This is a genomic window from Nocardia sp. CS682 (assembly GCF_004634405.1).
GTDB classification, from domain to species: domain Bacteria; phylum Actinomycetota; class Actinomycetes; order Mycobacteriales; family Mycobacteriaceae; genus Nocardia; species Nocardia ninae.
The window spans coordinates 6,029,750-6,056,207 of the sequence record NZ_CP029710.1 but is presented as its reverse complement, the minus strand read 5'-3'; the positions used below and the strand labels follow the sequence as shown (position 1 = coordinate 6,056,207).

At 65.4% G+C, this 26,458-nt stretch carries 22 protein-coding genes and 2 rRNA genes; 11 read left to right on the top strand and 13 right to left on the bottom strand.

Features of this window, described 5'->3' with window-relative positions; all coding sequences use genetic code 11:
• Positions 1 to 92 precede the first annotated feature (92 nt).
• Positions 93 to 2,681, bottom strand: a complete 2,589-nt coding sequence (gene glgP / locus DMB37_RS27215) for an alpha-glucan family phosphorylase (RefSeq protein ID WP_135235091.1) — start codon at positions 2,679 to 2,681, stop codon at positions 93 to 95.
• A gap of 103 nt (positions 2,682 to 2,784) precedes the next feature.
• On the opposite strand from glgP, the gene DMB37_RS27210 reads away from it, so the two are divergent.
• The 3 genes from DMB37_RS27210 to DMB37_RS27200 all read left to right on the top strand — a co-directional run bounded on the left by DMB37_RS27210 (position 2,785) and on the right by DMB37_RS27200 (position 3,957).
• Positions 2,785 to 2,982 (top strand): hypothetical protein, encoded by a 198-nt coding sequence (locus DMB37_RS27210; RefSeq protein WP_135235090.1) that lies wholly within the window; start codon positions 2,785 to 2,787, stop codon positions 2,980 to 2,982.
• Complete coding sequence (locus DMB37_RS27205) at positions 2,976 to 3,302, top strand: type II toxin-antitoxin system PemK/MazF family toxin (RefSeq protein WP_135235089.1); 327 nt, start codon at positions 2,976 to 2,978, stop codon at positions 3,300 to 3,302. The genes DMB37_RS27210 and DMB37_RS27205 overlap by 7 nt, the downstream gene beginning before the upstream one ends.
• A 148-nt stretch (positions 3,303 to 3,450) precedes the next feature.
• On the top strand, positions 3,451 to 3,957 hold the full coding sequence (locus tag DMB37_RS27200) for a nuclear transport factor 2 family protein (protein ID WP_370465216.1): 507 nt from the start codon (positions 3,451 to 3,453) through the stop codon (positions 3,955 to 3,957).
• A 64-nt stretch (positions 3,958 to 4,021) separates the two neighbouring features.
• On the opposite strand, the gene DMB37_RS27195 is transcribed toward DMB37_RS27200, so the two are convergent.
• On the bottom strand, positions 4,022 to 4,465 hold the full coding sequence (locus DMB37_RS27195) for a VOC family protein (RefSeq protein ID WP_135235088.1): 444 nt from the start codon (positions 4,463 to 4,465) through the stop codon (positions 4,022 to 4,024).
• An 80-nt stretch (positions 4,466 to 4,545) separates the two neighbouring features.
• On the opposite strand from DMB37_RS27195, the gene DMB37_RS27190 reads away from it, so the two are divergent.
• From DMB37_RS27190 to glgB, 4 genes are all read left to right on the top strand, one after another.
• On the top strand, positions 4,546 to 5,142 hold the full coding sequence (locus DMB37_RS27190; RefSeq protein WP_135235087.1) for a TetR/AcrR family transcriptional regulator: 597 nt from the start codon (positions 4,546 to 4,548) through the stop codon (positions 5,140 to 5,142).
• Between the two features lie 187 nt (positions 5,143 to 5,329).
• Entirely contained in the window at positions 5,330 to 5,971 is a 642-nt protein-coding gene (locus tag DMB37_RS27185; protein WP_135235086.1) for a LysE family translocator, read from the top strand.
• Positions 5,972 to 6,023: 52 nt separating this feature from the next.
• Positions 6,024 to 8,024, top strand: a complete 2,001-nt coding sequence (locus DMB37_RS27180; RefSeq protein WP_135235085.1) for an alpha-1,4-glucan--maltose-1-phosphate maltosyltransferase — start codon at positions 6,024 to 6,026, stop codon at positions 8,022 to 8,024.
• Between the two features lie 14 nt (positions 8,025 to 8,038).
• Positions 8,039 to 10,177: a 1,4-alpha-glucan branching protein GlgB gene (glgB, locus tag DMB37_RS27175; RefSeq protein ID WP_135237845.1), complete on the top strand. Its 2,139-nt coding sequence runs from the start codon at positions 8,039 to 8,041 to the stop codon at positions 10,175 to 10,177.
• A 122-nt stretch (positions 10,178 to 10,299) separates the two neighbouring features.
• Here glgB and DMB37_RS27170 read toward each other — a convergent pair whose 3' ends face one another.
• The 3 genes from DMB37_RS27170 to DMB37_RS27160 form a co-directional block, all read right to left on the bottom strand.
• A complete protein-coding gene (locus tag DMB37_RS27170) occupies positions 10,300 to 11,151 on the bottom strand; it encodes a tetratricopeptide repeat protein (RefSeq protein WP_135235084.1) in 852 nt (283 codons plus the stop codon).
• Between the two features lie 61 nt (positions 11,152 to 11,212).
• Positions 11,213 to 11,590: a DUF3817 domain-containing protein gene (locus DMB37_RS27165; protein ID WP_135235083.1), complete on the bottom strand. Its 378-nt coding sequence runs from the start codon at positions 11,588 to 11,590 to the stop codon at positions 11,213 to 11,215.
• Between the two features lie 135 nt (positions 11,591 to 11,725).
• Positions 11,726 to 12,904: an acetyl-CoA C-acetyltransferase gene (locus tag DMB37_RS27160; protein WP_107654465.1), complete on the bottom strand. Its 1,179-nt coding sequence runs from the start codon at positions 12,902 to 12,904 to the stop codon at positions 11,726 to 11,728.
• A 109-nt stretch (positions 12,905 to 13,013) separates the two neighbouring features.
• On the opposite strand from DMB37_RS27160, the gene mce reads away from it, so the two are divergent.
• Entirely contained in the window at positions 13,014 to 13,475 is a 462-nt protein-coding gene (gene mce, locus DMB37_RS27155) for a methylmalonyl-CoA epimerase (RefSeq protein ID WP_135237844.1), read from the top strand.
• A gap of 86 nt (positions 13,476 to 13,561) precedes the next feature.
• Positions 13,562 to 14,563 carry a hypothetical protein gene (locus DMB37_RS27150; RefSeq protein WP_107660070.1) on the top strand — a complete coding sequence of 334 codons (1,002 nt, stop codon included), beginning with the start codon at positions 13,562 to 13,564 and terminating at the stop codon, positions 14,561 to 14,563.
• A gap of 271 nt (positions 14,564 to 14,834) precedes the next feature.
• Here the strand turns inward: DMB37_RS27150 and DMB37_RS41445 are convergent, their stop codons facing one another.
• Positions 14,835 to 15,143 (bottom strand): ATP/GTP-binding protein, encoded by a 309-nt coding sequence (locus DMB37_RS41445; protein WP_107654463.1) that lies wholly within the window; start codon positions 15,141 to 15,143, stop codon positions 14,835 to 14,837.
• A gap of 243 nt (positions 15,144 to 15,386) precedes the next feature.
• On the opposite strand from DMB37_RS41445, the gene DMB37_RS27140 reads away from it, so the two are divergent.
• Together DMB37_RS27140 and nucS are read left to right on the top strand one after the other, a co-directional pair.
• Positions 15,387 to 16,103, top strand: coding sequence for a rhomboid-like protein (locus DMB37_RS27140; protein WP_135235082.1), 717 nt, complete (start codon positions 15,387 to 15,389; stop codon positions 16,101 to 16,103).
• A 69-nt stretch (positions 16,104 to 16,172) separates the two neighbouring features.
• Positions 16,173 to 16,859 (top strand): endonuclease NucS, encoded by a 687-nt coding sequence (nucS, locus tag DMB37_RS27135; protein WP_135235081.1) that lies wholly within the window; start codon positions 16,173 to 16,175, stop codon positions 16,857 to 16,859.
• Between the two features lie 7 nt (positions 16,860 to 16,866).
• Here the strand turns inward: nucS and DMB37_RS41440 are convergent, their stop codons facing one another.
• The 7 genes from DMB37_RS41440 to DMB37_RS27100 all read right to left on the bottom strand — a co-directional run bounded on the left by DMB37_RS41440 (position 16,867) and on the right by DMB37_RS27100 (position 26,221).
• Complete coding sequence (locus DMB37_RS41440) at positions 16,867 to 17,082, bottom strand: rubredoxin (protein WP_370465215.1); 216 nt, start codon at positions 17,080 to 17,082, stop codon at positions 16,867 to 16,869.
• Entirely contained in the window at positions 17,079 to 18,164 is a 1,086-nt protein-coding gene (locus DMB37_RS27125) for a fatty acid desaturase (RefSeq protein WP_135235079.1), read from the bottom strand. Before DMB37_RS27125 ends, DMB37_RS41440 begins: the two co-directional genes overlap by 4 nt.
• A 54-nt stretch (positions 18,165 to 18,218) precedes the next feature.
• Complete coding sequence (locus tag DMB37_RS27120) at positions 18,219 to 19,328, bottom strand: SDR family oxidoreductase (protein WP_135235078.1); 1,110 nt, start codon at positions 19,326 to 19,328, stop codon at positions 18,219 to 18,221.
• Between the two features lie 12 nt (positions 19,329 to 19,340).
• Entirely contained in the window at positions 19,341 to 21,608 is a 2,268-nt protein-coding gene (locus tag DMB37_RS27115) for an MMPL family transporter (protein WP_135235077.1), read from the bottom strand.
• 165 nt (positions 21,609 to 21,773) lie between these two features.
• Entirely contained in the window at positions 21,774 to 22,388 is a 615-nt protein-coding gene (locus tag DMB37_RS27110) for a hypothetical protein (protein ID WP_135235076.1), read from the bottom strand.
• A gap of 441 nt (positions 22,389 to 22,829) precedes the next feature.
• Positions 22,830 to 22,946 (bottom strand): 5S ribosomal RNA (gene rrf / locus DMB37_RS27105).
• Between the two features lie 138 nt (positions 22,947 to 23,084).
• A 23S ribosomal RNA gene (locus tag DMB37_RS27100) occupies positions 23,085 to 26,221 on the bottom strand.
• Positions 26,222 to 26,458: the final 237 nt, after the last annotated feature.

Sequence of the window (26,458 nt, the reverse complement as noted above, 5' to 3'; positions counted from 1 at the left end):
GACGATTCACCGAATCGCGGAATTCGACCCGACCGATCCCCGCTCGGACCGTCCGTGTCGCGAAAGGGCTGGTGCGGCCCTTGCGGCCGGTCTCAAGCGTTCGGCGCGGCGACCAATCCGAGCTCCGCGTCGCCGGCCAGCAACTCGTTGTGCGGCAGCACCCGCACCGTATAGCCGACGGCGCCCGACAGCGGCACCGGCGTGTCCACGGTGAAAAGCTCGACACCGGCATCGGATCCGGTGTGCGTCATCGCGACGGTGCTCACATCGGAGAGTTCGTCGGAGGTGGACACTCGCCCGAGCACCGCCTGCACCACCACATCGCCGGGCTGCAATCCGCCCAAGTCGATGCGCGCGGTCAGCGAAAGCCGGGCACCGATGATGGGTGTATCGGGCAGGCCCGCGCTGTCCACCTGGATCACCTTCACCGCAGGCCAAGCGGCTTCGACGCGGCGACGGTAGTCGGCGATGGCGCGGGCCTGAGCGAACTCGTCGGCGGTCGCCCGCTGGTAGGCATCGGCGGCCGGTGCGTAGTACTCGACGGCGTAGTCGCGAACCATGCGGGAGGCGAGCACCTTCGGGCCGAGGGTCTGCAGGGTGTGGCGCACCATCTCGACCCAGCGCACCGGCATCCCGTCGGCGTCCCGGTCGTAGAAGCGTGGCGCGACGGTCCGCTCGAACAGGTCGTAGAGCGCGGCGGCCTCGAGATCGTCGCGGCGGTGTTCGTCGCTGACGCCATCGGCGGTCGGGATGGCCCAGCCGTTCTCGCCGTCGAACATCTCGTCCCACCAGCCGTCCCGGATGGACAGGTTGAGGCCGCCGTTGAGCGCGGACTTCATGCCAGAGGTGCCGCACGCCTCGAGCGGGCGCAGCGGATTGTTCAGCCAGACGTCGCAGCCCCAGTACAGGTAGCGGGCCATCGACATGTCGTAGTCGGGCAGGAAGACGATGCGGTGGCGCACCTCGGGATCGTCGGCGAAGCGCACCACCTGCTGGATGAGCGCCTTGCCGCCGTCGTCGGCGGGGTGGCTCTTGCCCGCGACCACCAGCTGCATCGGCCGCTCGGGGTCGAGCAGCCTGGCGCGCAACCGTTCCGGGTCGCGCAGCATCAGTGTGAGCCGCTTGTAGGTCGGCACGCGGCGGGCGAAGCCGACGGTCAGCACGTCCGGGTCGAAAACGCTGTCCACCCAGCCCAATTCGGCCTCGGCGGCGCCGCGGTCCAGCCAGGACGCGCGCACCCGGCGGCGCACCTCGGCAACCAGGATGGCGCGCAACGCATTACGCGTGGACCACAGTTCGCCCAGATCGACATCCCGCAGCCGCTCCCAGCCGCGCGCCTCCTCGACGAGTTCGGCGCCGATGTGCTTGCGCGCCTTGTCGAACCACTCGCGGGCCGCCCAGGTCGGCGCGTGCACGCCGTTGGTGACCGAGCCGATCGGCACCTCGGCCGCGTCGAACCCCGGCCACAGCGCGGCGAACATCTCCCGACTGACCTCGCCGTGCAGTTTCGATACGCCGTTGGCGCGCTGGGCAAGTCGCAGACCCATGTGCGCCATGTTGAACACCGAAGGATCCGCCTCGCGACCCAATGCGACGATGCGATCCACGGAAAGTCCGGGGAGCATGGCGGATTCGGATTCGCCGTGGGCTCCCCCGAAGTAGCGGCGCACCATCGGCATCGGGAACCGGTCGATACCGGCGGGAACCGGGGTATGCGTGGTGAAGACCGTGCCAGCCCGCACCGCGGCCAGCGCCGTATCGAAATCATGTCCGGCAGCGACGAATTCGCGAATGCGTTCGACGCCGAGGAACCCCGCGTGCCCTTCGTTCATGTGGAACACGTCGGGATCGGGCAGCCCGGCCGCATTGGTGTAGGCGCGCACCGCCCGCACTCCGCCGATACCGGCCAGGATCTCCTGCCGGATCCGATGCTCCTGATCGCCGCCGTAGAGCCGATCGGTCACCGCACGCAGCTCCGGATCGTTCTCCGCGATATCGGAGTCCAGCAGCAGCAGCGGCACCCGGCCGACCTGCGCGATCCACACCCGCGCCCGCAGCACCCGCTGATCGGGCATCGCCACGTGAATCAGCACCGGCGCGGTCTCCGCCCCGCCGTTGTCCGAGGTGAGCAGCCGCAACGGTAGACCCTGCGGATCCAGATCCGGGTAGTGCTCGGTCTGCCACCCGTCCGCCGACAACGTCTGCCGGAAATAGCCGGAGCGGTACAGCAAGCCGACACCGATCAGCGGCAGGCCGAGGTCGGAGGCCGCCTTCAGATGATCGCCCGCCAAGATGCCGAGGCCGCCGGAGTAGTTCGGCAGCACCTCCGTGACGCCGAACTCCATGGAGAAGTACGCGATCCCGCGCACCCCTTCCTCCCCCGCCCGTCGCTCGAACCAGCTCGGCGCCGCCAGGTAGTCCCGCAGATCCGCCGCCGCGGCATCGACTCGGCGCACGTATTCGGGATCGGCCGCCAGCTCATCGACCCGCGCGGCAGGCACCTCCCCCAGCATCCGCACCGGGTCGTGCCCCATCTCCAACCACCGCTGCGGATCCATCTCGGCAAACAGATCCTGCGTCGGCGGATGCCACGACCAGCGCAGATTGGTAGCGAGCTCGCCGAGGGCGGCCAGCCGCTCAGGCAGATGGGCACGGACGGTGAATCGACGCAATGCCTTCACCCGGCGAACCCTACCGAACGTGGCGCCTTCGAGCCGCCTCGGCGGTCGAGCTCACAACCAAATCGATACGACAGCTGTCTTACTTATGTCGTACACTTGTCATATGGCTACGATTACCTTTCGCCCAACCGCTGACGACGAGCAGATCATCAACCGTGCCCGCCACGACGACGAGAACATCACCGATGTCATCCGGCGCGCCCTGCGACTGCTCGATCGCGAAGAATGGCTAGCGCAGGCCAGAATCGACGCTGCAGCGCTGCGGGATGAGGACCTGAACGCGGAGCCCGACGCATGGTGAACCTGATCCGTGGAGCAGTCCACCGTGTCGATCTCGGCGATGCCAAGCGCGGCCATGAGCAACGCGGGCGACGGCTCGGGATCATCGTGTCGCCGACAGATCTGCTCTCGTCGGTGGTGACGATCGTCCCCACGTCGACCTCAGCTCGATCTTCGGTCTTCCGGCCGGTGACCGAGATCGACGGCCGCGAAACACTTCTACTGGTCGACCAGGTGCGAACCATCGATCTGGACTACCTCGGAAAGTTTGTCGAGATGCTGAACCGCACCGACGTAGCCGCACTCGACGACGCACTGGGTCGATACCTCGGGATCGTCTGACCTGAAACGCAAGGGGGTCACGACTTACATCGACCGCCAGTAGCCGACTGCCCAAAGTACTTATGGACGACAGATTCGGGTCGTGTCCTGCGGCAATAGCGTTGTTCCCGTTAGCAAGACGAGCAACGAGCACTGCGAAGGACACATCATGAGTCGAGTAATCCGCCGTACGCCGCGCCAGGCAGTCGTCCTCGCAACGGCCGCGGTCATCGCGCTGGGGCTGGGGACCGGATGCGCTACCGCGGACCCCGCGCCGGCGCCGCCCTCGGGTAGCTCGCAGACCGCGGCACCGGAGGTCGATATGAATACTCTTGTCGCCCAGTACCTGGAGGCGTGGAACGCCACCGATCCCGCCGCCAGGAAGGCGGCCATCGCCCGGGTGTTCACCGAGCAGGCGACCTACGTCGATCCGCTGATGGCCGTGACGGGTCACGCGGAGATCGATGGGGGCATCGCCGCCGTTCAGACCAAGTTCCCCGGGTGGGTGTTCAAGCTGGTGGGACCGGTTGACGCGCACCACAATCAGGCCCGCTTCACCTGGGGTCTCGGCCCGGCCGACAGCGAGCCGGTGGTGATCGGCTTCGATGTCGCCGTCGTCGAAAACGGCCGTATCGCCAAGGTTTACGGATTCCTCGACAAGGTCCCCGCCGCCTGATCCGCCCGGTACATGGCCGAATCGGCAACGCGGCCCCGGCTTTTCGCCGGGGCCGCGCTCGTCGTTACTGGCCGCCGAACTTTTCGGCGGTGTATTCGGCGCTGAACTGTGCGACGTACTCGCCCGCGGGCGGCACCTCGGTGATCATGTCGATCAGGACCCCGCTCGGGTCGGCGACGATGAAGTGCCGCTGCCCGAAGTCCTCGGTGCGGATCTCCAGTTCGGCCTTCAGCCCACCCTGGACCACCATGCGGTCCCACTCGGCATCCACGTCGGCGACCTCGAAGTTCAGGATCAGCCCCTGAACCGGCCTGCGGTACGCCTCGGGCACCGTCGCATGGGTGTAGTCGAGCAGCGCGAGCTCGTAGGTGACGTCGCCCGGACGCCGCAGGCTGACGTACCAGTCCGCCTCGAAGGTGATCTCGAAGCCGAGCCACTCGGTGTAGAAGTCGCGGGCTGCCGCGACCTCGGAGGTACCGATGACCGGGTAGAAGCTGCTCAGTTTCACGTTCTCGCCTTTCACATACCGTTGGTATGCGAGTTAAGGTAGTTCGCGTACCATCGGTATGTCAACAGGGAAGGTGGGCGATGCCGAGCAAGATCCGCACCCAGCAACGCGAGGAGACCCGCAACGCGCTGCTGCGCGAGAGCAGACGTCTGTTCGCGGCGAAAGGCTATGGGGCCGTGGGCTTGTCGGAGATCGTCACGGCGGCGGGGGTGACCAAGGGCGCGCTGTACCACAACTTCGACAGCAAGGCCGAGCTGTTCGCGGCGGTCCTCGAACAGGTACAGAGCGAGGTGGGCGAACGGGTGGCCGCGGCCGCCGACGCCGTCGAGGATCGCTGGGAGCAACTGGTCACCGGGTGCACGACGTTCCTGGCGACCTGCACCGATCCGGAGCTGGCGCGAATCATGCTGATCGACGGGCCCGCGGTGCTCGGCTGGCACGAATGGCGGGCGCTGGACGCAGCCGCATCGGGCCGCCATCTGGAGGAGGCGTTGACGGCGTTGATCGACGAGGGAGTGCTGGCCGACCAGCCCGTCGCCCCGCTGACCCACCTGTTGTCCGGCGCGATGAACGAGGCGGCGCTGTGGTTGGCCACCTCGGACGATCCCCAGGCACTGGCCGACACCACCGCCGCCCTGCGCCGCCTGCTCGAAACCTGTCGCACCACCCTTGGGTGAACGCCGCTCGAAGCCGGGCAGGCGACGGTTCCTGCCATGCGCAGTCGCAAGCGATCGGAGCGCGACCGACCACAGGTGACTGCGCCGTCCGAAGTGCGGCTGGACGGCAGGCGACCGCGGCCATCAGCGCGCATCGATCGCCGAAATGTGCTGGCGGGGCCGCCGATCGACGTGACAGCATCGACGAATGCCGCACTGGGTGACCGTCCTCCCCCAATTCTTGCTTGCCTGCGTCATCCTGGCCGCGCTACCCGGACCCGCGACGGCCCTGTTCCTGCAGCGCGCGGTCCGCGACGGACGCAAGGCAGGCCTGGCCGCGGTCGCAGGCAACGAGATCGGCGTGCTCGCCTGGAACCTGGCGGGCGCCGCCGGCCTGTCGGTGCTACTGGTCGCCAATCGATACATGAACACCGCCATGCACATCATCGGCGCGGTGGTGCTGATCTGGCTCGGCGTGCAGGCCTGGCGCGGTGCGCGCAGCGACGACGAGTTCGGCAGCACCATGACGAAGATGCTGCCCTCGGGCCGGACCCCCGCCGCTGCCTTCCGCGCCTCCCTGGTCTCCATCGCCGCGAACCCGAAGGCGGCGGTGTTCGGGCTGACGATCCTGCCGCAATTCCTGCCGTCCAGCGGCCCGGTGCTGCCGACCATTTTCATCCTGGTGGCGATTCAACTCGTCGTCGACACCGCCTGGTGTGTGGGTATCGTGCTGGCCGCCGACCAGGCGGGCAGCTGGTTGCGGCGCACCGGCATCCGGCAGCGGATCGAGCGGGCGCTCGGCGCGATCTTGATCGCGCTCGGCCTCGGGCTGGCCGCCGACGCGCGTTGATCAGCTGACCGCGCTGAGCACACGAATGGCGCGCTGACGGTAGGTTGGGTCCGTGACCGGCCGCATCGCAATCGATGACACTGCCCCGTACATCGCAGGCGGACGGCCCGCCAAGGCCGTCGTCGGGGAGGTTTTCCCGGTGCGCACCGTGGTGTGGCGCGAGGGCCACGACGCCGTCGCCGCCACGTTGACCGTGCGCGCACCGAACTCCTCCCGGCCGATCCGGATCCGGATGACGCCCGATCTCGAACCGGACGTGTTCAACGCCACGTTCACCCCCAACCTGCCCGGCGCGTGGACCTATCGCATCGAGGGGTGGAGTGACCCGATCGCCACCTGGCGCTCGGCAGTGGAGGCCAAGCTCGCGGTCGGCCAGACCGCCGCCGATCTCGCCAACGACCTCGAGATCGGCGCCAGGCTCTTCGACCGGGCCGCGCAGGCCGTGCCGAAGAAACAGTTCGAGCGGTTGCGCGCCGCGGCCGCCGCATTGCGCAGCGACGAGCAGCTGCCCGCCAGGGTGGCGCCTGCCTTCGCCGAGGAGATCGCCGAGATCCTGCGCGCGACCCCCTTACGCGACATGGTGACTCGCGGCCCGCAGCACACCGTGCAGGTGGAACGGCAACGGGCACTGTACGGCTCGTGGTACGAGTTCTTCCCGCGCTCGACCGGTGGCCGGGACGCGGCAGGCAAGCCGATCCACGGCACCTTCGCCACCGCCGCGAAGGAACTGCCGCGCATCGCCGCCATGGGCTTCGACGTGGTCTATCTGCCGCCGATCCATCCGGTCGGCGAGGTGAATCGCAAGGGCCGCAACAACACTCTCGTCGCCGAGTCGGCCGATGTCGGATCGCCGTGGGCCATCGGGTCCAAGGACGGCGGGCACGACGCCGTGCACCCGCTGCTCGGCACCGAGGCCGACTTCGCCGAATTCGTGGACACCGCAGCGCAACTCGGCCTCGAGGTGGCGCTCGACCTGGCGCTGCAGTGCGCGCCGGACCACCCGTGGGTCGCCGCGCATCCGGAGTGGTTCACCACCCTGCCCGACGGCACCATCGCCTTCGCCGAGAACCCGCCGAAGAAGTACCAGGACATCTACCCGGTCAACTTCGACAACGACCCCGACGGTCTGTACGCCGAGGTGCTGCGCGTGGTCCGGCATTGGATCGCGCTGGGCGTCAAGATCTTCCGGGTGGACAACCCACACACCAAGCCCGCCGACTTCTGGGAGTGGCTGATCGACACGGTGCGCCGCACCGACCCGGACGTCGTTTTCCTTTCCGAGGCGTTCACCCGCCCGGCCAGGCTCTACGGTCTCGCGCGCCGCGGCTTCAGCCAGTCCTACACGTACTTCACCTGGCGCATCGCGAAGTGGGAACTGACCCAGTTCGGCAACGAACTGGCCGCCAAGGCGGACGAGGCCAGACCCAACCTGTTCGTCAACACCCCCGACATCCTGCACGAGAGCCTGCAGCACGGCGGCCCCGGCATGTTCGCCATCCGCGCGGTGCTGGCCGCGACCCTCGCACCGAGCTGGGGCATGTACTCCGGCTACGAGCTGTTCGAGCATCAGGCGGTGCGCCCGGGCAGCGAGGAGTACCTGGATTCGGAGAAGTACGAGCTGCGCCCGCGCCCGTTCGCCGAGGCACTGGCCCGCGGTGAATCGCTGGAGCCGTGGATCACTCGGCTCAACGAGATCCGCCGCGCGCACCCGGCGCTGCAACAGTTGCGCTGCATCCACTTTCACCATGTCGACAACGACTCGCTCATCGCCTACTCCAAGATCAATCCGAGCAGCGGCGACGCCGTGCTCGTGGTGGTGAACCTGAATCCGTTCGCCGCCGAGTGGGGCATGGTCTCGCTCGACCTGCCCGCCATCGGCCGCGAATGGCACGACCACCCGGTGGTGTACGACGAGGTCAGCGGCGAGGAATACCACTGGGCGCAAACGAATTACGTGCGCCTCGACCCGGCGAACTCGGTCGCGCACATCCTCACCCTGCCGCCGGTCGCGCAGCAGGCGCGCACCGAACTCGCCTACCGGAGCACGCTGTGAAACGCCGGGACCTGATGCTGCTCGCCGCGGGCACCCACGGCGACCCGCACACCGTGCTCGGCGCGCACCCGCATCCGGACGGCACCGAGATCAGCGTGCTGCGCCCGCACGCGGAGTCGGTCACCGCCCGGATCGGCGGCGCCGACCATGCACTGAAGTCGTTGGGGCACGGCATCTTCGCCGCCGTCGTCCCCTACCCCGAGGTAATGGACTACCGCATCCGCACCACCTACCCGGGCGGGCGCACCATCGTCTCCGCCGATGGCTACCGCTTCCTGCCGACGGTCGGTGAACTGGACCTGCATCTGATCGGCGAGGGCCGCCACGAGCGACTGTGGGAGGTGCTCGGCGCGCACCCGCGCCACTACACCACCCTCGACGGCGAGGTGGACGGGACCTCGTTCGCGGTATGGGCGCCGAATGCGCGCGGCGTCACCGTGATCGGCGATTTCGATGGCTGGAGCGGGAACACCGCGCCGATGCGCGCGCTCGGCTCGTCCGGTGTCTGGGAAGTGTTCGTGCCCGGGGTCGGGCCGGGGATGAAGTACAAGTTCCGGGTGCACGGCGCGGACGGCCGCACGGTCGACCACGCCGACCCGATGGCGTTCGCGACCGAACTGCCGCCCGCCACCGCGTCGGTGGTGACCGAGAGCCACTACGTCTGGGACGACCAGGCCTGGCTGGACACCCGCGCGAGCACCGACCCCAACCAGGCGCCGATGAGCGTCTACGAAGTGCACCTCGGCTCCTGGCGCCCCGGCCTCGGCTACCGCGAATTGGCCGACCAGCTGGCCGATTACGTGCAGGCCGCCGGATACACCCACATCGAACTGCTGCCCATCGCCGAACATCCCTTCGGCGGCTCCTGGGGCTATCAGGTCACCTCGTACTACGCGCCCACCGCGCGCTTCGGCACCCCGGACGACTTCCGCGCCTTCGTCGATCGGCTGCACCGAGCAGGCATCGGCGTGCTGCTCGACTGGGTGCCCGCGCACTTCCCGCGCGACGAATGGGCACTGGCCCGCTTCGACGGAACCCCACTGTACGAGCACGCCGACCCACGCCGCGGCGAGCAACTCGACTGGGGCACCTACGTTTTCGACTTCGGACGACACGAGGTGCGCAACTTCCTGGTGGCCAACGCGCGCTATTGGATCGAGGAGTTCCACATCGACGGGCTGCGCGTCGACGCCGTCGCCTCCATGCTGTACCTGGATTACTCACGCCCCGAAGGGGGTTGGGAGCCCAACGTGTACGGCGGCCGGGAAAACCTGGAGGCCGTCGACTTCCTGCAGGACCTCAACAACACCGTGCATCGCCATCACCCCGGCGTGGTCACCATCGCCGAGGAGTCCACCAGCTGGCCGGGTGTCACCCGCGGCACCGACGTCGGTGGCCTCGGCTTCACCATGAAATGGAACATGGGCTGGATGCACGACACCCTCGACTTCCTGCAGCGCGACCCGATCCACCGCTCCTGGCACCACAACGAGATCACCTTCTCGCTGATGTACGCGTGGAGCGAGAACTTCGTGCTGCCGATCAGCCACGACGAGGTGGTGCACGGCAAGGGCACGCTGTGGACCAGGATGCCCGGCGACGACTTCGCCAAGGCCGCGGGCGTGCGGGCCCTGCTGGCCTACATGTGGGGCCACCCCGGCAAGCAAGTGCTGTTCATGGGCCAGGATTTCGGTCAGTTCCGCGAGTGGTCGCACGATCGCGGGCTGGACTGGGCGGAGCTGGACAACCCACTGCACCAAGGGATCACGGCGGCCGTGCGGGACCTCAACACGGTGTACCGCGCCCGGCCCGCGCTGTGGAGCCAGGACATCACGCCGGGCGGCTACTCGTGGATCGAGGCGAACGACGAGGCGAACAATGTACTGGCGTTCCTGCGGTACGGGTCGGACGGGTCCGTGGTGGCGTGCGTGTACAACTTCTCCGGCTCGGTGCACGGCGAGTACCGGGTTGGCCTGCCGTTCGCCGGACAGTGGACCGAGATCCTGAACACCGACGCCGCCGAATACGGCGGCTCGGGCATCGGAAACCTGGGTGCCGTCAAGGCCACTGACGAAGGATGGCACGGTCGGCCGGCCTCGGCGACGATCGCGCTGGCCCCCAACAGCGCCGTCTGGCTGGCCCCGGACAGCTGACGTTCCGGTCAGGTCGACCGCCAGATCCGTTCGGCCCAGCGATGGCAACGACAGCGCCCCGCCACCCGATTCGATCCGGGATGACGGGGCGAGTTGCGTTGTCGGGATGCGACGCCGCCGAGTTAGTACAGCGCGGCAGCCAGCTTGCGACGAGCCGCGACCACGAACGGCTCGGCCTGATCGAACAATTCGAAGAGTTCGAGCAGGCGGGTGCGCGCCTTGGTGCGGTCGTCTCCTGCCGAACGCTTGACGACCGCGATCAGGCGATCGAACGCGGCCTCCGGCTGCTGATCGAGCATCTCCACGTCCGCGGCGTCGAGCGCGGCGTCCACATTGCCGGGGTCGGCGTCGGCGGTCGCGATCGCCGAGGCCGGGATGTTCTGCGCGCGGCCGAGGAACCGCAGCTGGCGCAGCGCGCCCTTGGCTTCCTCGTTGCCCGGTTCGGCGGCGATGATCGCCTCGTAGGCGGCCTCGGCACCGGCCAGGTCGCCCTGCTCCAGCGCCGTCTCCGCGGCGACGAAGCGGGGGTCTTCCGGCGCCTCCTGCGGCTCCTCGCCGCCGGGCAGCTTGCCCGCCACCGCGTCGATGACCGCGCTCAGCCACTGCCGAACCTGCGGCTCCGGCTGGGCGCCCTGAAAGTCGGCCAGCGGCTGGCCGCCCGCGACCGCGATGACGGTCGGGATGCCCTGCACGCCGAACGCCTGCGCGATCCGCATATTGGCCTCGGCCTCGACGGTGGCCAGGTCCCAGGCGCCGTTCGCCTCGCCGACCAACCGCTCCAGCGTGCGGACCAGCTCGACACTGCCCGGACTGCGTTGCGAGTACAGCGCGACGACCACCGGCACCTGCACCGAGCGGCGTAGCACCTTGGTCTCGAAGTTCGCCTCGTTCACCGCGTAGTCGCCGCCGTTGGCGGCACCGGGCGCACCGGCGGGCGGTTGCTTCAAACCGGAGAGATCAACTGCCCCGGACATGGCGGCGACAGCGGCTGGCGAAGGACGGCGTGCAGCAGGTCGAGTCACGGTTTCCAGTTTGTCACGACGTGGCGGCGGCCGGAGCCCCGGATCCGCCAGAATTCGCGTTGCTCAGCTCACCGAGCTTGCCCGAGCGGACCGCCCAGATCTCGAACAGGACGGTGAAGAACGGCGGGAGGCTGGACAGCAGCGCGAGCACGGTGGTCTTCGCGTTCCAGCCGAGCTCACGCGCGGTCACGATGGCGAGGATCACGAAAAGCACGAAGATGATGCCGTGCGTCATGCCGAACACCTTCACCGGCCACAGCACCGGCTCGGGGAGGCGCTTGAACACCATGCCGACGATCAGAAAAACCCACGAGATCGCCTCGAGCACCGCGATGAAACGAAACCGCTTCGCGACGGTGCTCAGGTCGAAGACATTTCCCATGCGCACCATTGTGCCGGATGCACTACGACGTGTCGTAGTGCGACGGGTCACATTCGACCGCCGCCGCCCGCCGCCGGGGCACACAGACGACGCGGCCCCCGCGCACCTGCGCGGGGGCCGACGACGAACTCGCTTGCGGCAGAACTAGACCCGGACAATCAGGGCATCACCCTGACCGCCGCCACCGCACAGCGCGGCGGCACCGACGCCACCACCGCGGCGCTTCAGCTCCAGCACCAGGTGCAGCAGGATGCGCGCGCCGGACATGCCCAGCGGGTGCCCGATCGCGATCGCGCCACCGTTGACGTTCACCTTCGCCGGATCGATGCCCAGCTTGCGGGTCGAGGCGACACCGACCGCCGCGAACGCCTCGTTGATCTCCACCAGGTCCAGGTCGGCGGGCGAGATACCCTCGCGCGCACAGGCCTTCGCGATGGCGTTGGCCGGCTGATCCTGCAGCGTCGAATCCGGGCCGGCGACCACGCCCGCGGCGCCGATCTCGGCGATCCAGCTCAGACCCAGCTCCTCGGCCTTGGCCTTGCTCATCACCACGACCGCGGCGGCGCCGTCGGAGATCTGCGAGGCGGTGCCCGCGGTGATCGTGCCGTCCTTGCGGAACGCGGGGCGCAGCTTGGCCAGCGACTCCGCCGTGGTGTCGGCGCGGATGCCCTCGTCGGCGGCGACCAGCAGCGGGTCGCCCTTGCGCTGCGGCACCGAGACCGGGACCACCTCGTCGTCGAAGACGCCGTTCTTCCACGCCTCGGCCGCACGCTGGTGCGAGGCCGCGGCGAAGGCGTCCTGGTCTTCGCGGCTGACCGGCTCGGTGTCGTTGCGCTGCTCGGTCAGCGCGCCCATCGGCTGGTCGGTGAAGATGTCGTGCAGGCCGTCGTAGGCCATGTGGTCACGCAGCGTCACGTCGCCGTACTTGAAGCCCTCGCGGCTCTTCTCCAGCAGATGCGGGGCCTGGCTCATCGACTCCTGGCCGCCGGCGACCACGATCTCGTACTCGCCGGCCCGGATCAGCTGGTCCGCCAACGCGATTGCGTTGATACCGGACAAACACACCTTGTTGACGGTGAGCGCGGGCACGTCCATCGGGATGCCCGCCGCCGCGGCCGCCTGCCTGGCCGGGATCTGGCCCGCGCCCGCGGTGAGCACCTGGCCCATGATCACGTAGTCGACCTGCTCCGGCGCGACGCCCCCCTTTTCCAGCGCGGCCTTGATGGCGAAGCCGCCGAGGTCGGAACCGCTGAAGTCCTTGAGGCCGCCGAGCAGACGACCGACCGGGGTGCGTGCGCCGGAGACGATCACGGAAGAAGTCACGACTGAGCCTCGCTATCTAGGTTTCGCAGAGTTCCGTACTCCACGGTAACCGCTACGCCCGAGTTGCCGGTACGCAGGTAGCGGCTACCTTCGAGTAGTGAGCAACGTTATGGATTCGTCCGATTTCATCCCTGCGGACTACGTCGTCGCCATCGACCACGTCGGTGTCGCCGTGCCCGACCTGGATGTCGCGGTTGCCTGGTATGCCGAGCACCTCGGCATGATCGAGACCCACCGCGAGGTCAACGAGGCCCAGGGCGTGCACGAGGCGATGCTCTCGCTGCCCGGCGCCCCCGACCGCGGGACCGCCCTGCAGTTGCTGGCTCCGCTCAACGAGGAGTCGACCATCGCTAAGTTCATCGACCGTAACGGCGCGGGCCTGCAGCAACTGGCCTACCGGGTCACCGACATCGATGCCGTCTCCGCGCACCTGCGCGCGCGGGGCCTGCGTTTGCTGTACGAGGCGCCGAGGCCTGGAACAGCGGATTCCCGCATCAATTTCATCCATCCGAAGGATGCTGGCGGTGTGCTGATCGAGTTGGTCGAGCCGAACGCGAATGTTACGCACTAGTATCAAGATCGGGCGGGCAAAACTCTTCGGAATCACATTCGCGGTCGAGTCACCATCAGGTCTCTGTAGGCTGTAGTTTGTGTGCCATGTCGTCACCTGAGTCCGATCGCAATCGCTTCGTTGCACTGCCCTTCACCGTTGTGCGCAAGGGTTATGCGCAAGACGAGGTACGCAACTACTTCGACCGCTTCGACGCCGAACTAAGGGTCACCGCTACCGACCGGGATGCTGCTGCGGCACAAGCCCGTAACCTCGCGAGCCAGCTCGAGGATGCGCGTGACGAGATCGACGAGCTCCGCAAGGAGGTCGACCGACTCTCGGTGCCGCCCACCACCGCGGAAGGCATGTCCGACCGCATATCCCGCATGCTGCGGCTGGCCTCCGACGAGGCCTCCGAGGTTCGGGCCCTGGCCCAGGCCGAGGCTGCGGAGATGGTGTCGATCGCGGAGCAGCAGGCCACCGAGATGCGTGGCAAGTACGAGTCGTTGCTGGCCGAAACCAAGGAAAAGCGCGAGGCGCTCGAGATCGAGTTCGAGCAGACCCTGGCAAACGCGCGCACCGAATCCGCCAAGATCATCGAGGCGGCCCAGGCCGAGGCCGACCGCCTCGGCAAGGAAGCCGACGCCAAGCGCAAGGCGACCCAGCAGGACTTCGAGGTCACCATGGCGGAGCGGCGCACCAAGCTCACCCGCGCCATGGAGGAGCTGGAGGCCACCAGCCGCGCCGAGGCCGCACAGCGGATCAAGGACGCGACCGACGAGGCCAACCGCCTCATCACCTCCGCGACCCAGACCTCCGAGCGCAAGATCGCGCACGCGAAGGAACTGGCCGAGGAGATGCGCGTGCTGCGTGGACGCGTGCTCGCCCAGCTGCTCGGCATCCGCGGCCAGCTCGACTCGGTGCCCGCGATGCTCGCCGCGGTCAACCGGGAAAGCGAACTGCTCGACGGTGTTCCGGATCAGCGCAAGTCGATCAGCAACAACACCAAGCAGGTCTCCGGTTCCAGCCGCAAGGCCATCCCCGAGGTCGCCTCGGAAGAGGATGACATCGTCGACGAGGAGCGCGAGAACGCCGACATCAGCAACTAATCGGCGGGCCAAGCGGCGACTAACGCAGTAACCCAACCGAATTCACACCAAGGCCGCCCCATCCCCCGGGGCGGCCTTCCTAATTCCCAGGGTCGCTTAGGGCTTCGGGAACACACCACCGGCGAACGGCCACAAGAACATCGAGCGCCGACGTCACGGCGCGGAGCAATCGGCCTCTCCAGCAAGGGATTCGTAATGAACCTCGTGATTCGGCGAAATCCCCTCGGCAATAAAGCCATTCAGGATGCCTGCCACGATCAGCGACCGGCGCTCACGACCAGCGGCGCGTGATCCCCCGCGTCTGGCGACCGTTCCAGCAACCGCGGTGCCAATGCCTGCGATCGTCCTCACCACCATCGGCAGCCCACGCGACGATGTGCGCAACCCCCAGCGCGATCTCGTGGTCACACCCCGGGCAGCGATACACCTTCACCGCACGAGCACCAGGGATAGTGCGAACAACATAGGTCTCATCCCCGCCCGGCCCCGCCTCGGTCCGGCCGAAGACATCACCGAGCGGCGCGCCGCCCGTCCGCGAGCGGCCCGTGTGACCGTCTGCGCGCGGTTTCCGACGAGGCATGCTGCCAGCCTATTACTCTCGCGCAGGTGGCTCTGATCGGCCGCTACCCCGTGCTGCGGTGCCGGACGGATCAGCGGCTCGACCTGCCGCAATCCGTCCGGATGTGGCACAGTAGGGCACCGCCGGAACGCCCCCGCCGTACCCGCGGTGACCAGGTTCGCAGCAATCTCACAGGGAATACCCGGATCGAACACAGCGGCGTCCGCAATCATGGAGAGACACCGCACAGACACGGAGGTATCTATGGCCGTCGCGACGACCACGGACGACCGCATACCGGTCGTCGGTTCTCGTTGGTGGCGACCGAGGGTGCCCGCGACCGTCGGCTACCTGTCCGCGCTGGTCATCGTCACGTCGATCTTCTCGGCGCTGAGCGATTCGGCCCAGTCGAAGATGGTGCTGCATGCCAGCACCAACCTGCACAATCTGCTGCAAGGCCGAGTCGTCACGCTGTTGTCGAGCGCGCTGGTGATCGGCGATGTCGGCACCGCGTGGTTGATCATGCCGCTGCTGGCCTGCCTGCTCGCACTGGCGGAGCTGCGTTTCGGCGCGCTGCACATGGTGCGCGTCTTCCTGGCCGGGCACATCGGCGCGACGCTGCTCGTCGCGGCGGGGCTCTGGGTAGCGGTCGAGTTCGATTGGATGCCCGCCAGTGTGCGCTGGAGCGAGGACGTTGGTATCAGCTACGGCGCCATGGCTTTGATCGGCGCGCTGGTCTTCGTCGTGCCGAGCAGGCTGCGGATCGCCTGGGCCACAGTGTGGTTCACGGCCGCGGTGGCGGGCGTGCTGCTCGGCCAGAACTTCACCAGTGTCGGCCATCTGCTGGCGTTCTGCATCGGCTCGGGCGTCGGCTACGGCATGATCCAGACCAAGACGCCGGTCACTCGGCGGTTCACCAGGGTGGAGCGGGCGTTGCTCGGCACCAGCGTGATTCTGGCCGCCGCCGTCCTCTTCGGCTGAGCGACACGATGCCGCGAGTCGAGGCGGGCTGACGTCCACGGCCGTCGGTTGGTCACCTAGAGTGCTTGGGTGCGCCTAGTGATTGCTCGCTGTCAGGTCGACTACGTAGGGCGACTCACCGCCCATCTCGCGATGGCCCGCCGCCTGCTGTTGGTGAAAGCGGACGGCTCGGTTCTCGTGCATTCCGACGGCGGCTCGTACAAGCCGCTGAACTGGATGAGCCCGCCGTGCTGGCTGGAAGAGCGCGGCGCCGCCGACATCCCCGAGGGCGCGAAGGCTCTGTGGGTGGTCACCAACAAGGCCGGCGAGGAACTCCGCATCACCATCGAGGACATCGAGCACGACTCCTCGCACGAGCTCGGCGTCGACCCCGGTCTGGTGAAAGACGGTGTGGAAGCCCACCTCCAGGTCCTCCTCGCCGAGCATGTAACGACCCTCGGCCCCGGCTACAGCCTGATCCGCCGCGAATACATGACCGCGATCGGCCCCGTCGATCTGCTCTGCCGGGACGCCGAGGGCGCCACCGTCGCGGTCGAGATCAAGCGCCGCGGCGAGATCGACGGCGTCGAACAGCTCACCCGCTACCTCGAGCTCCTCAACCGCGACCCCCTGCTCGCCCCGGTAGCGGGCGTCTTCGCCGCCCAGCAGATCAAACCGCAGGCCCGCACCCTCGCCGAAGACCGCGGAATCCGCTGCCTCGTGCTCGATTACGACGCCCTGCGCGGTACCGAGAGCACCGAATTCCGCCTGTTCTGAGGCCTACTCAGCCCTCGAACGGGATGAAATCTTCTTTGCGGGCCCCGCACACCGGGCACACCCATCCGTCGGGGATGTCGGCGAACGGGGTGCCCGGTGCGATCCCGCCATCCGGATCGCCTTCGGCCGGATCGTAGATCGCTCCGCAGGTCACGCAGATCCACAGTGCGGCAATATCATTGGCCGTCCCGCCCGGCGCCGTCCGCGCTTCGCCGCCGGTCACGGTTCGACCGGTCCGGCCAAGGACCCGAGCGAGAACCGGTTGCCGCGGCGGAAGGTGCCGAAGTCGTTGAACCGAACGCCGCGTTCGCGCAAGATCACCTGGCATTCCCGCCTGATCGCCTCGCGCACATAGAACGGATCGCGGACCAAGAAGTGGTGAATGGCGTGTGTACCACCGAAGTTGAAGCACAGCGCCTGCATCGGCCACAACCACTTCGCCGTCCAGACCTGCGTCTGCTGCAGCACGTTGTGCGCTTCGACGTCGCCGTAGTAGTGCAGGTTCGAGCTGACGAAATGCAGGCAGAAGGTACGAATCATGTTGGGGGCCAGCAGGGTAACCGCCAGGAAGTTCATGGCGTGATATGCGGCGTTGTGCGGGACGGTTCCGCCGAACAGTTCGTAGCCGTGCACCCCGATCGCAATGTGCCACAGCCCGTAATGGACTGCGCCCAGCGGGAAGTAACCCAGCGGAACCGTCACCGCCAGGAAGCGGGCATCGTCGGCGTCGCGTGCCGCGCGCGCCACATACTCGTTGACTATGCGATGCGTACGAAACGGCCGGGTGTAGATCCCCAGCATGGTGTCCAACAGACTCAGCAGACGATGCCCACCCCACCGCTGGCCATTGGTGATGCCGCGTTCCTCGAGATCCGATTCGGTACCCGACACCTCGTGATGGTGCAGATGCAGACGACGCCGGACCCACGGGTTGATGGTGCTCGGCCGAAACACCCACACCCCCAGAATCATTGCGTTGTGCACCCACTTGTTCGTGCGGAAATACATCGAGTGGATGAGGTCGTGCTCGAGTTCGTGCAGCAGCGACAGCCAGAATGCTGTCGCCAATATTGTTGTCCACCAGGGCAACACACCTGCCGCGTAAAGCGCTGCGTCGCCGAGCACACCGCCGACGGACACCGCGAAGATCGCCGTCCCGACCGCGTTCTGATGGCTGCTGATCCACGGATGCCTTGCCCGCCACCGGTCACCGACGCGGATGATCTCCGCTCGAATCGCGGCGATCCGGTCCGCGTCCCGCTGCGCGAGACCGCGTTCTCCGGGTAACCGAGTCGCGAGCCGCATGGTTTCTCCTGTCGTAGATCGCCGGAAGTGATGGTGACCGCAGCGCCTGGCCGATCAGGCCGTTCGCACCTCATTCGCCAGACCGGCGTGGTCGAGGTACCACCCGATCAGGGCGCGCAGGTAGTCCTGGTCCATCGGGAAGTGGATGGGCGAGCCGTGTCGCTCGGCGACATCCTGCGCGAAGAACTTCGACCCCTCCACATGCGGGGCGTAAAACTGCATCGTCTTGTGGAATCTGCGCTCGACCGCGGTGAATCCCGCTGCGGAAGTGACATATTCGGGCTCGGGTATACCCGTCATCGAGGACATGACCGCCATGAAGTCCCGCATGGTCGGCGCCGATCCGTTCGTCAGATGAACAATGCTTTCGTCGAGGCTGCGGCGCATAGACAGCGAAACCGCCTGTCGCACCAGGAGATCGACCGGGATGAGGTTGATTTGCGCGGCGGGATCGGCCAGTATGCGTCGCTGCTTCATGACGAAGTTCGGGCCGAACATCTTCGCCACCCGTCGTTGGAAACGGCACGCCTCACGGATCAACCCGTACAGTCCGGTAAAGCTGGTGGCAGCGTAGGTCCTGCTGTGACCGACCACGATGCTCGGGCGCCAAATTCGGGTACACATCGACTCACGCTGCGCGACAACGCGTTCGGCCACGACCTTGCTGAGCTCGTACTGGTTGTTGGGGCTGACATCATCGGCTACCGCCGACTCCGCAATCTTCCCCACCGCGGCTCCGGCCACGTACGCGGTACTCATGTAGTTGAACCGGGCAACACCGAGCTTCTCGGACAGGTCGAGCAGCCTGCGCGTGCCTTCCACATTCACTGCGAAGATCTTGTCCCTGTTGCGGTCCTCGAACTCGAGCGACGCCGCACAGTGCCATACATCCGTGATGCCCCGTGCCGGTAGACGCTTGGCGACCTCGGCGGACAAGAGGTCGCCAGCCGCGACATGCAGTCGGTCCCGGTGTCGAACGATGAAATCGCTGTCCCGACCGAATGATTCAGCCGCCACTCGCAAAGCGGCCAGACATCGCGCCTCCGCCTCGGTGGCGCCGTCCCGCACCACAAGGTGGATCGGCGCATCGGTGTGCTCCAGCAGTTGCAGCGTCAGCGCACCGCCGACGAACCCCGTCGCACCGGTCACCACATAGCTACCCATCTCGATCCTCACTCAAGGCGCGGGAACGGCGTCCACGACGCGTTGTCTGTCTTCAGTCGGGTTCTTCGCATCCGGCCCACGATCGCGCGTGGGCTGCCCGGCCATGGGGAACGAAGGAAACCACCAGTTCCAGCGACCCATGATCTGCATCAGCGCGGGCACCAGGACGAGCCGGATCAAGGTGGCGTCGATGATCAGGGCGACGGCAATGGTGAATCCGAAGACGCGCAAGCCGCTGATATCGGAGACAAGCAGGCTGCCGAATGCGACGGCAAGGATCGCGGCCGCGAGGGATATCGGCCGCGCGGTCCGTTGCAGACCCACCGCCACCGAGCGGCGATTATCGCCGGTGGCCCGGTACTCCTCCTGGATTCGGCGAACGAGGAACAACTCGTAGTCCGTCGACAGTCCGAACAGCAGGACGAACACCATCAACGGAACCTGTGGCCAAATAGTGCCGTGCCCTGCCAGCTCGGCTACCTCGTCGCCGCGGTCGCCCTGGAACAACAGCACCGTCAGGCCGAACGCCGCGCCGGTGGCCAGCAGGCTCATCACTATCGCTTTCAGCGGCAGTAGCAGGCTGCGCAGCACGACGATCAACATCGCGAACATCATTGCCAGCACACAGCCGATCACCCACCACAGCTTCGCCGAGGTCTCGGCGAGGAGATCGGTGACCAGCGCGCTGGATCCGCCGACCAGCACCTGATGCCCGGGCGGAGCGGCCGCAGGCACAATCTGCGAGCGGATACGTTGCACCAACCGCACTACGGTGGGGGAATCGGGTAGGTGTCGCGGGACGACCAGCACAGTGGTGAGGTCGACACCGTCGTCGAGCCCGCTGGCCGCAGCAACATCCGGATCAGCGCGCAGAACAGCCAAGAGCGGCTCGATGTCCGGACGGTCCGTATCGGCCGGCCGCTGCAGCAGAACGAACACCGTGCTCGTCAGACCGGGCGCGTCCTGGTCCACGATTTCCTGACCGACGCGCCCGGCCGTACCTGCCAGTGCTTCGCGTTCCATGTTGATGCCGAGTCGCAGATCGGGCACCGGCGCCGCCGCCAACAGCAGGCCGGCCGTGACCGCCACGGCGTAAGGCCACGGGTGTCGCATCAGATGCTCGGCCCAGCGCGCCAGCCGTGGCGGACCCTCGGCCGCGACGTAGCCGAGCGGAGCGCGACGTGGCATCCAACGCGGCCGCCACTCGAGCCACCTGGTGAGTGCCACCAGAACGGCGGGCAACAGGGACATCGAGGCGACCAAGGCAACGGTGGTCACCGCCATGACACCGACTGCGGCTTGCACGAATACGTGCCAGTGCACCAAGAACAGGCTCGAGCATGCCAGAATCAGGATCAATCCTGAATACACCACCGTGCGTCCGGTCGTGCCGGCCGCCATGGCGACAGCGTTCTCCGGGTCGGCTCCCGCGGCCAATTCCTCGCGATAGCGGTTCGTCACGAACAACGCGTAGTCGATGCCGATTCCCAAGCCGATCGCGTTCACACCGACAAGCAACATTCCGTCCACCGGGAACACCTCGGTCAACATCGCGAACAGCCCAAGAGTGGTCACCACCGCCGCACCTGCGATGCCCGCCGGCACCAGGGCAGCCACCGGAGATCGCAGGCCCATCAGCAGCACGACTAGCGCCACGGGTACCGCGACCAGCTCGATGCGCATGAGATCCGCGATCTCTGCCTGTTGCACTGATTGACCGAAGGCGGCGACCCCGACCAGATAGCTTCGCACGGTGCCGCCGGATACCGCGCGCGCCGCCTCGTCGATCGCGGCCTGCTGCGCCGGTATCCGATCCTGGCGCTCCCGGTCACCGCCGGAAATGCCGACCAGCACGTACGCGGTGTGCTCGTCATGGAACAGCACGCGCAGTGGCTCCATCGCTTCCGGCATTGCTGTAGCCCGGGTGTAGTCGCCGACCATTGGCAACGACACCACACCGGAGATGCCGTCCTGTTCGCTCAGCGCGATCTTTCCGGCGTCGATCGCTTCCCGGAACGTCGGGTCGACGGCCCGATGCGTCGAAGAATGGAACACGGCGATCATCGGATCCTTGCCGAATGACGGCAGAGCGGCACCGAGGATCTCGCCCGCCCGCTGTGACTCGGAGCCCGCGACCTCGATCGGCGGCGACACCACCGAGGCCAGTAGATGCGGCAGGCACAGCACGCCGGCAACGGTTACGAGCAGCCAGCCCGCGAATACCCGACGTCGATGCCGGGCCATCAGCACGGCCAGTCGCGCCAAGACATCCTTGCGCATGTCGAGCACACTCCACCTCTTGTGGACGCTCGTCGCAGCACCTCTCGTGCCGTGTCTACGACGTAGCAGACCGAATCTGGAAACGACCAGGCGCGACCCCGTCGCGCGGCGCTCATCGCTATCAGCGCCGCGCGACGAAAGCCTCAGGCACCGGCGATCGAACGACTACTCAGCTGACTTCTTCTCGATCGTCGCGCTGACTTTTGTCGCCGTGAAACTGTCCGTCGGGATCGAACTCGTCTTGCACTCCTTCATGGTGAAGCCCTTGATAGTCGCTGTGGCAGTGACTTTTTCACCGTTGTCGTTCTTGCCCTCAGCCGTCGCAGTCGCAGGCCTACCGTCCAAAGGAACGGTCACCTTGATATCACCGGACTTGGAGAATTCCTCCCCTTCTTTCGCCTGGCCGTTGGCCTTGTCGATCTCCGCCGTCAACTCGCAGGACTTACCGTCCTCGCTCGCAGTCGCCTTGATGGGTCCCGACGTCCCGTTCGCTCCCGCACCTACACAGGCTTCGTTGTCCGCGTAGTTCTTGAAATCCTTGGTCAGCTCGGCGGTTCCGATGAGGTTGGCACCCTTCTTCTTGATGGTGACCGAGCCTTCCCCGTCGGTGCAGGTCGACGACGCCGCTGCGGTCGAGCTGGGGGCATCGACTACCTGCTGGTAGCCGACCGCGGACACCGCCAACAATCCTGCGGCTACATAGGCGAAGCGGCGCGTTGTCCTACGGCGGTCGGGTGCCGAGTCTGTCGAATCGCGCTCTGCTGTTCCTTCGATTGCCATCGCAAACCTTCCCATCGAATGTGAGATCACCTGGAACACCTCCGAGGGCACGAACCCGAGGCGGAGGTCATCACGATCCTGCTGAACGCCTGGTGAAGATTGGACTGAGCGCAGAACCTACCATCTGGAATGGTCATCTAGCATTCGTTGCGGAGGCGCCTGTGGATGGAGCGAATCGCGCAAAGATGTTTGCGCACAAAGAATTCGGCCTGTCGGTCGACAGTCCAGGGGGTGTTGATCGTCCGGCGCGTCCGGGTGCACCGGACCAGGCACTGTCGGCCCACGGCACCCTGTCGTCGCAGCCGCAGTCTTTCGAGATCCGGCACCGGCTCTAGACGCCCGTAGGGGTGCAGACCCCGAGAAAATGTGCGAGTTTCGCGTGAGGTGGTCTGGAAACGACGAAAGCCCCCCAGCTGGGCTGGGGGGCTTTCGTGAATGATGTTCCGGCGGTGTCCTACTCTCCCACACCCTGTCGAGTGCAGTACCATCGGCGCTGGCAGGCTTAGCTTCCGGGTTCGGAATGGGACCGGGCGTTTCCCTGCCGCTATGGCCGCCGTAACTCTATGAAACTATCCACACAGCAGCGCTGACACGATCCATCAGCGAAACCCCGGGTAGGGGTTCGCAGACAGTGTGTGTCTGCTGCAGTGTCTGTGTGTTGTTTCAGATACTGCACAGTGGACGCGTAGCTTCTTTGTTGGTAAGTCCTCGGCCGATTAGTACCAGTCACCTGCACCCGTTACCGGGCTTCCAGTTCTGGCCTATCAACCCCATGGTCTGTGGGGGGCCTTAACCACTCGAAGGTGGTGAGAAACCTCATCTTGGAACAGGCTTCCCGCTTAGATGCTTTCAGCGGTTATCCCTTCCGAACGTAGCTAACCAGCGGTGCTCCTGGCGGAACAACTGGCACACCAGAGGTTCGTCCGTCCCGGTCCTCTCGTACTAGGGACAGCCTTCCTCAAGTTTCTGACGCGCGCGGCGGATAGAGACCGAACTGTCTCACGACGTTCTAAACCCAGCTCGCGTGCCGCTTTAATGGGCGAACAGCCCAACCCTTGGGACCTACTCCAGCCCCAGGATGCGACGAGCCGACATCGAGGTGCCAAACCATCCCGTCGATATGGACTCTTGGGGAAGATCAGCCTGTTATCCCCGGGGTACCTTTTATCCGTTGAGCGACACCGCTTCCACTTGCCGGTGCCGGATCACTAGTCCCGACTTTCGTCCCTGCTCGAGCTGTCGCTCTCACAGTCAAGCTCCCTTGTGCACTTGCACTCGACACCTGATTGCCAACCAGGCTGAGGGAACCTTTGGGCGCCTCCGTTACATTTTAGGAGGCAACCGCCCCAGTTAAACTACCCACCAGGCACTGTCCCTGAACCAGATCATGGTCCGAGGTTAGAAGTCCAATACGATCAGAGTGGTATTTCAACGATGACTCCACGAACACTGGCGTGCCCGCTTCACAGTCTCCCACCTATCCTACACAAACCGTACCGAACACCAATACCAAGCTATAGTGAAGGTCCCGGGGTCTTTTCGTCCTGCCGCGCGTAACGAGCATCTTTACTCGTAATGCAATTTCGCCGAGTCTGTGGTTGAGACAGCTGAGAAGTCGTTACGCCATTCGTGCAGGTCGGAACTTACCCGACAAGGAATTTCGCTACCTTAGGATGGTTATAGTTACCACCGCCGTTTACCGGGGCTTAAATTCTCAGCTTCGCACCCGAAGGCGCTAACCGGTCCTCTTAACCTTCCGGCACCGGGCAGGCGTCAGTCCGTATACATCGTCTTACGACTTCGCACGGACCTGTGTTTTTAGTAAACAGTCGCTTCTCACTGGTCTCTGCGACCACCCCCAGCTCAGGAAGTAAATTCCGTCACCAGAAATGGTCCCCCTTCTCCCGAAGTTACGGGGGCATTTTGCCGAGTTCCTTAACCACAGTTCTCTCGATCGCCTTAGTATTCTCTACCTGACCACCTGTGTCGGTTTGGGGTACGGGCCGTGTACCAACTCACTAGAGGCTTTTCTCGGCAGCATAGGATCACTGAATTCGCCTCAATCGGCTACGCATCACCTCTCAGGCTATATGCGGTGCGGATTTGCCTACACCACGCCCTACAGGCTTACACCAGTACAACCACTGACTGGCCCAGCTACCTTCCTGCGTCACCCCATCGCTTGACTACTACCAGCCGGGGTCATGTGCAGCCCCTCACTCGAGACCCGAAGGTCTTCTCGGAGGATTTGGACACTTAGCACAACTGATTCATCATGGGCGCGGATACACGGGTACGGGAATATCAACCCGTTGTCCATCGACTACGCCTGTCGGCCTCGCCTTAGGTCCCGACTCACCCTGGGCGGATTAACCTGGCCCAGGAACCCTTGGTCATTCGGCGGACGAGTTTCTCACTCGTCTTTCGCTACTCATGCCTGCATTCTCACTCCCATAGCCTCCACAACTAGGTCACCCTGCTGCTTCCATGGCTATAGGACGCTCCCCTACCCACCCCAACCACTGCACACCGTCCCGTAGAACGATGCGGATGTATTGTTGGAGTGCCGCGGCTTCGGCGGTGTACTTGAGCCCCGCTACATTGTCGGCGCAAAATCACTTGACCAGTGAGCTATTACGCACTCTTTCAAGGGTGGCTGCTTCTAAGCCAACCTCCTGGTTGTCTTCGCGACTTCACATCCTTTTCCACTTAGTACACGCTTAGGGGCCTTAGCCGGCGATCTGGGCTGTTTCCCTCTCGACTACGAAGCTTATCCCCCGCAGTCTCACTGCCACGCTCTCACACACCGGCATTCGGAGTTTGGCTGATTTCGGTAAGCTTGTAGGCCCCCTAGACCATCCAGTAGCTCTACCTCCGGCGTGAAACACGTGACGCTGCACCTAAATGCATTTCGGGGAGAACCAGCTATCACGGAGTTTGATTGGCCTTTCACCCCTACCCACAGCTCATCCCCTCAGTTTTCAACCTAAGTGGGTTCGGGCCTCCACGACGTCTTACCGTCGCTTCACCCTGGCCATGGGTAGATCACTCCGCTTCGGGTCTAGAACATGCGACTGTATCGCCCTATTCGGACTCGCTTTCGCTACGGCTACCCCACACGGGTTAACCTCGCCACATGCCACTAACTCGCAGGCTCATTCTTCAAAAGGCACGCCATCACCCACAGTGCACTAAAGCACTCGCAGGCTTTGACGGATTGTAAGCGCACGGTTTCAGGTACTATTTCACTCCCCTCCCGGGGTACTTTTCACCTTTCCCTCACGGTACTAGTCCGCTATCGGTCACCAGGGAGTATTCAGGCTTACCGGGTGGTCCCGGCAGATTCACAGCAGATTTCACGGGCCCGCTGCTACTCGGGTACTCACTACAAGAGCCGTTGAGTTTTCGTCTACGGGATTCTCACCCTCTACGACAGGCCGTTCCAGACCACTTCGACTAACACAACGGTTTCTGACTCCCGCTCCATCCGGCAGAATGAAGAAAGTGAGCCCCACTACCCCACATACACAACCCCTGCCGGGTATCACATGTACATGGTTTAGCCTCATCCGCTTTCGCTCGCCACTACTCACGGAATCACAATTGTTTTCTCTTCCTGTGGGTACTGAGATGTTTCACTTCCCCACGTTCCCTCCACACACCCTATATATTCAGATGCGGGTAACACGACATCACTCGTGCTGGGTTTCCCCATTCGGAAATCCTCGGATCTCAGCTCGGTTGACAGCTCCCCGAGGCTTATCGCAGCCTCCTACGTCCTTCATCGGCTCCTGGTGCCAAGGCATCCACCGTACGCTCTTAAACACTTACTAACAAAGATGCTCGCGTCCACTGTGCAGTTCTCAAACAACACACAAGATCCGATCTCGACTCGGCACCAGCCAGAGGAAAACCCCTGCGGTATGACCGAAGACCCGATCCTGTCGTTATCTTGCCCAGAGAAACACTCGCGTGTTCTCTCAGGACCCAACAGTGTGCCGATATATCCCCTCACCGACCAGTCATGACGACCGATCGATACGTGAGAAGAGTCAGTCAGTGTTCCACCC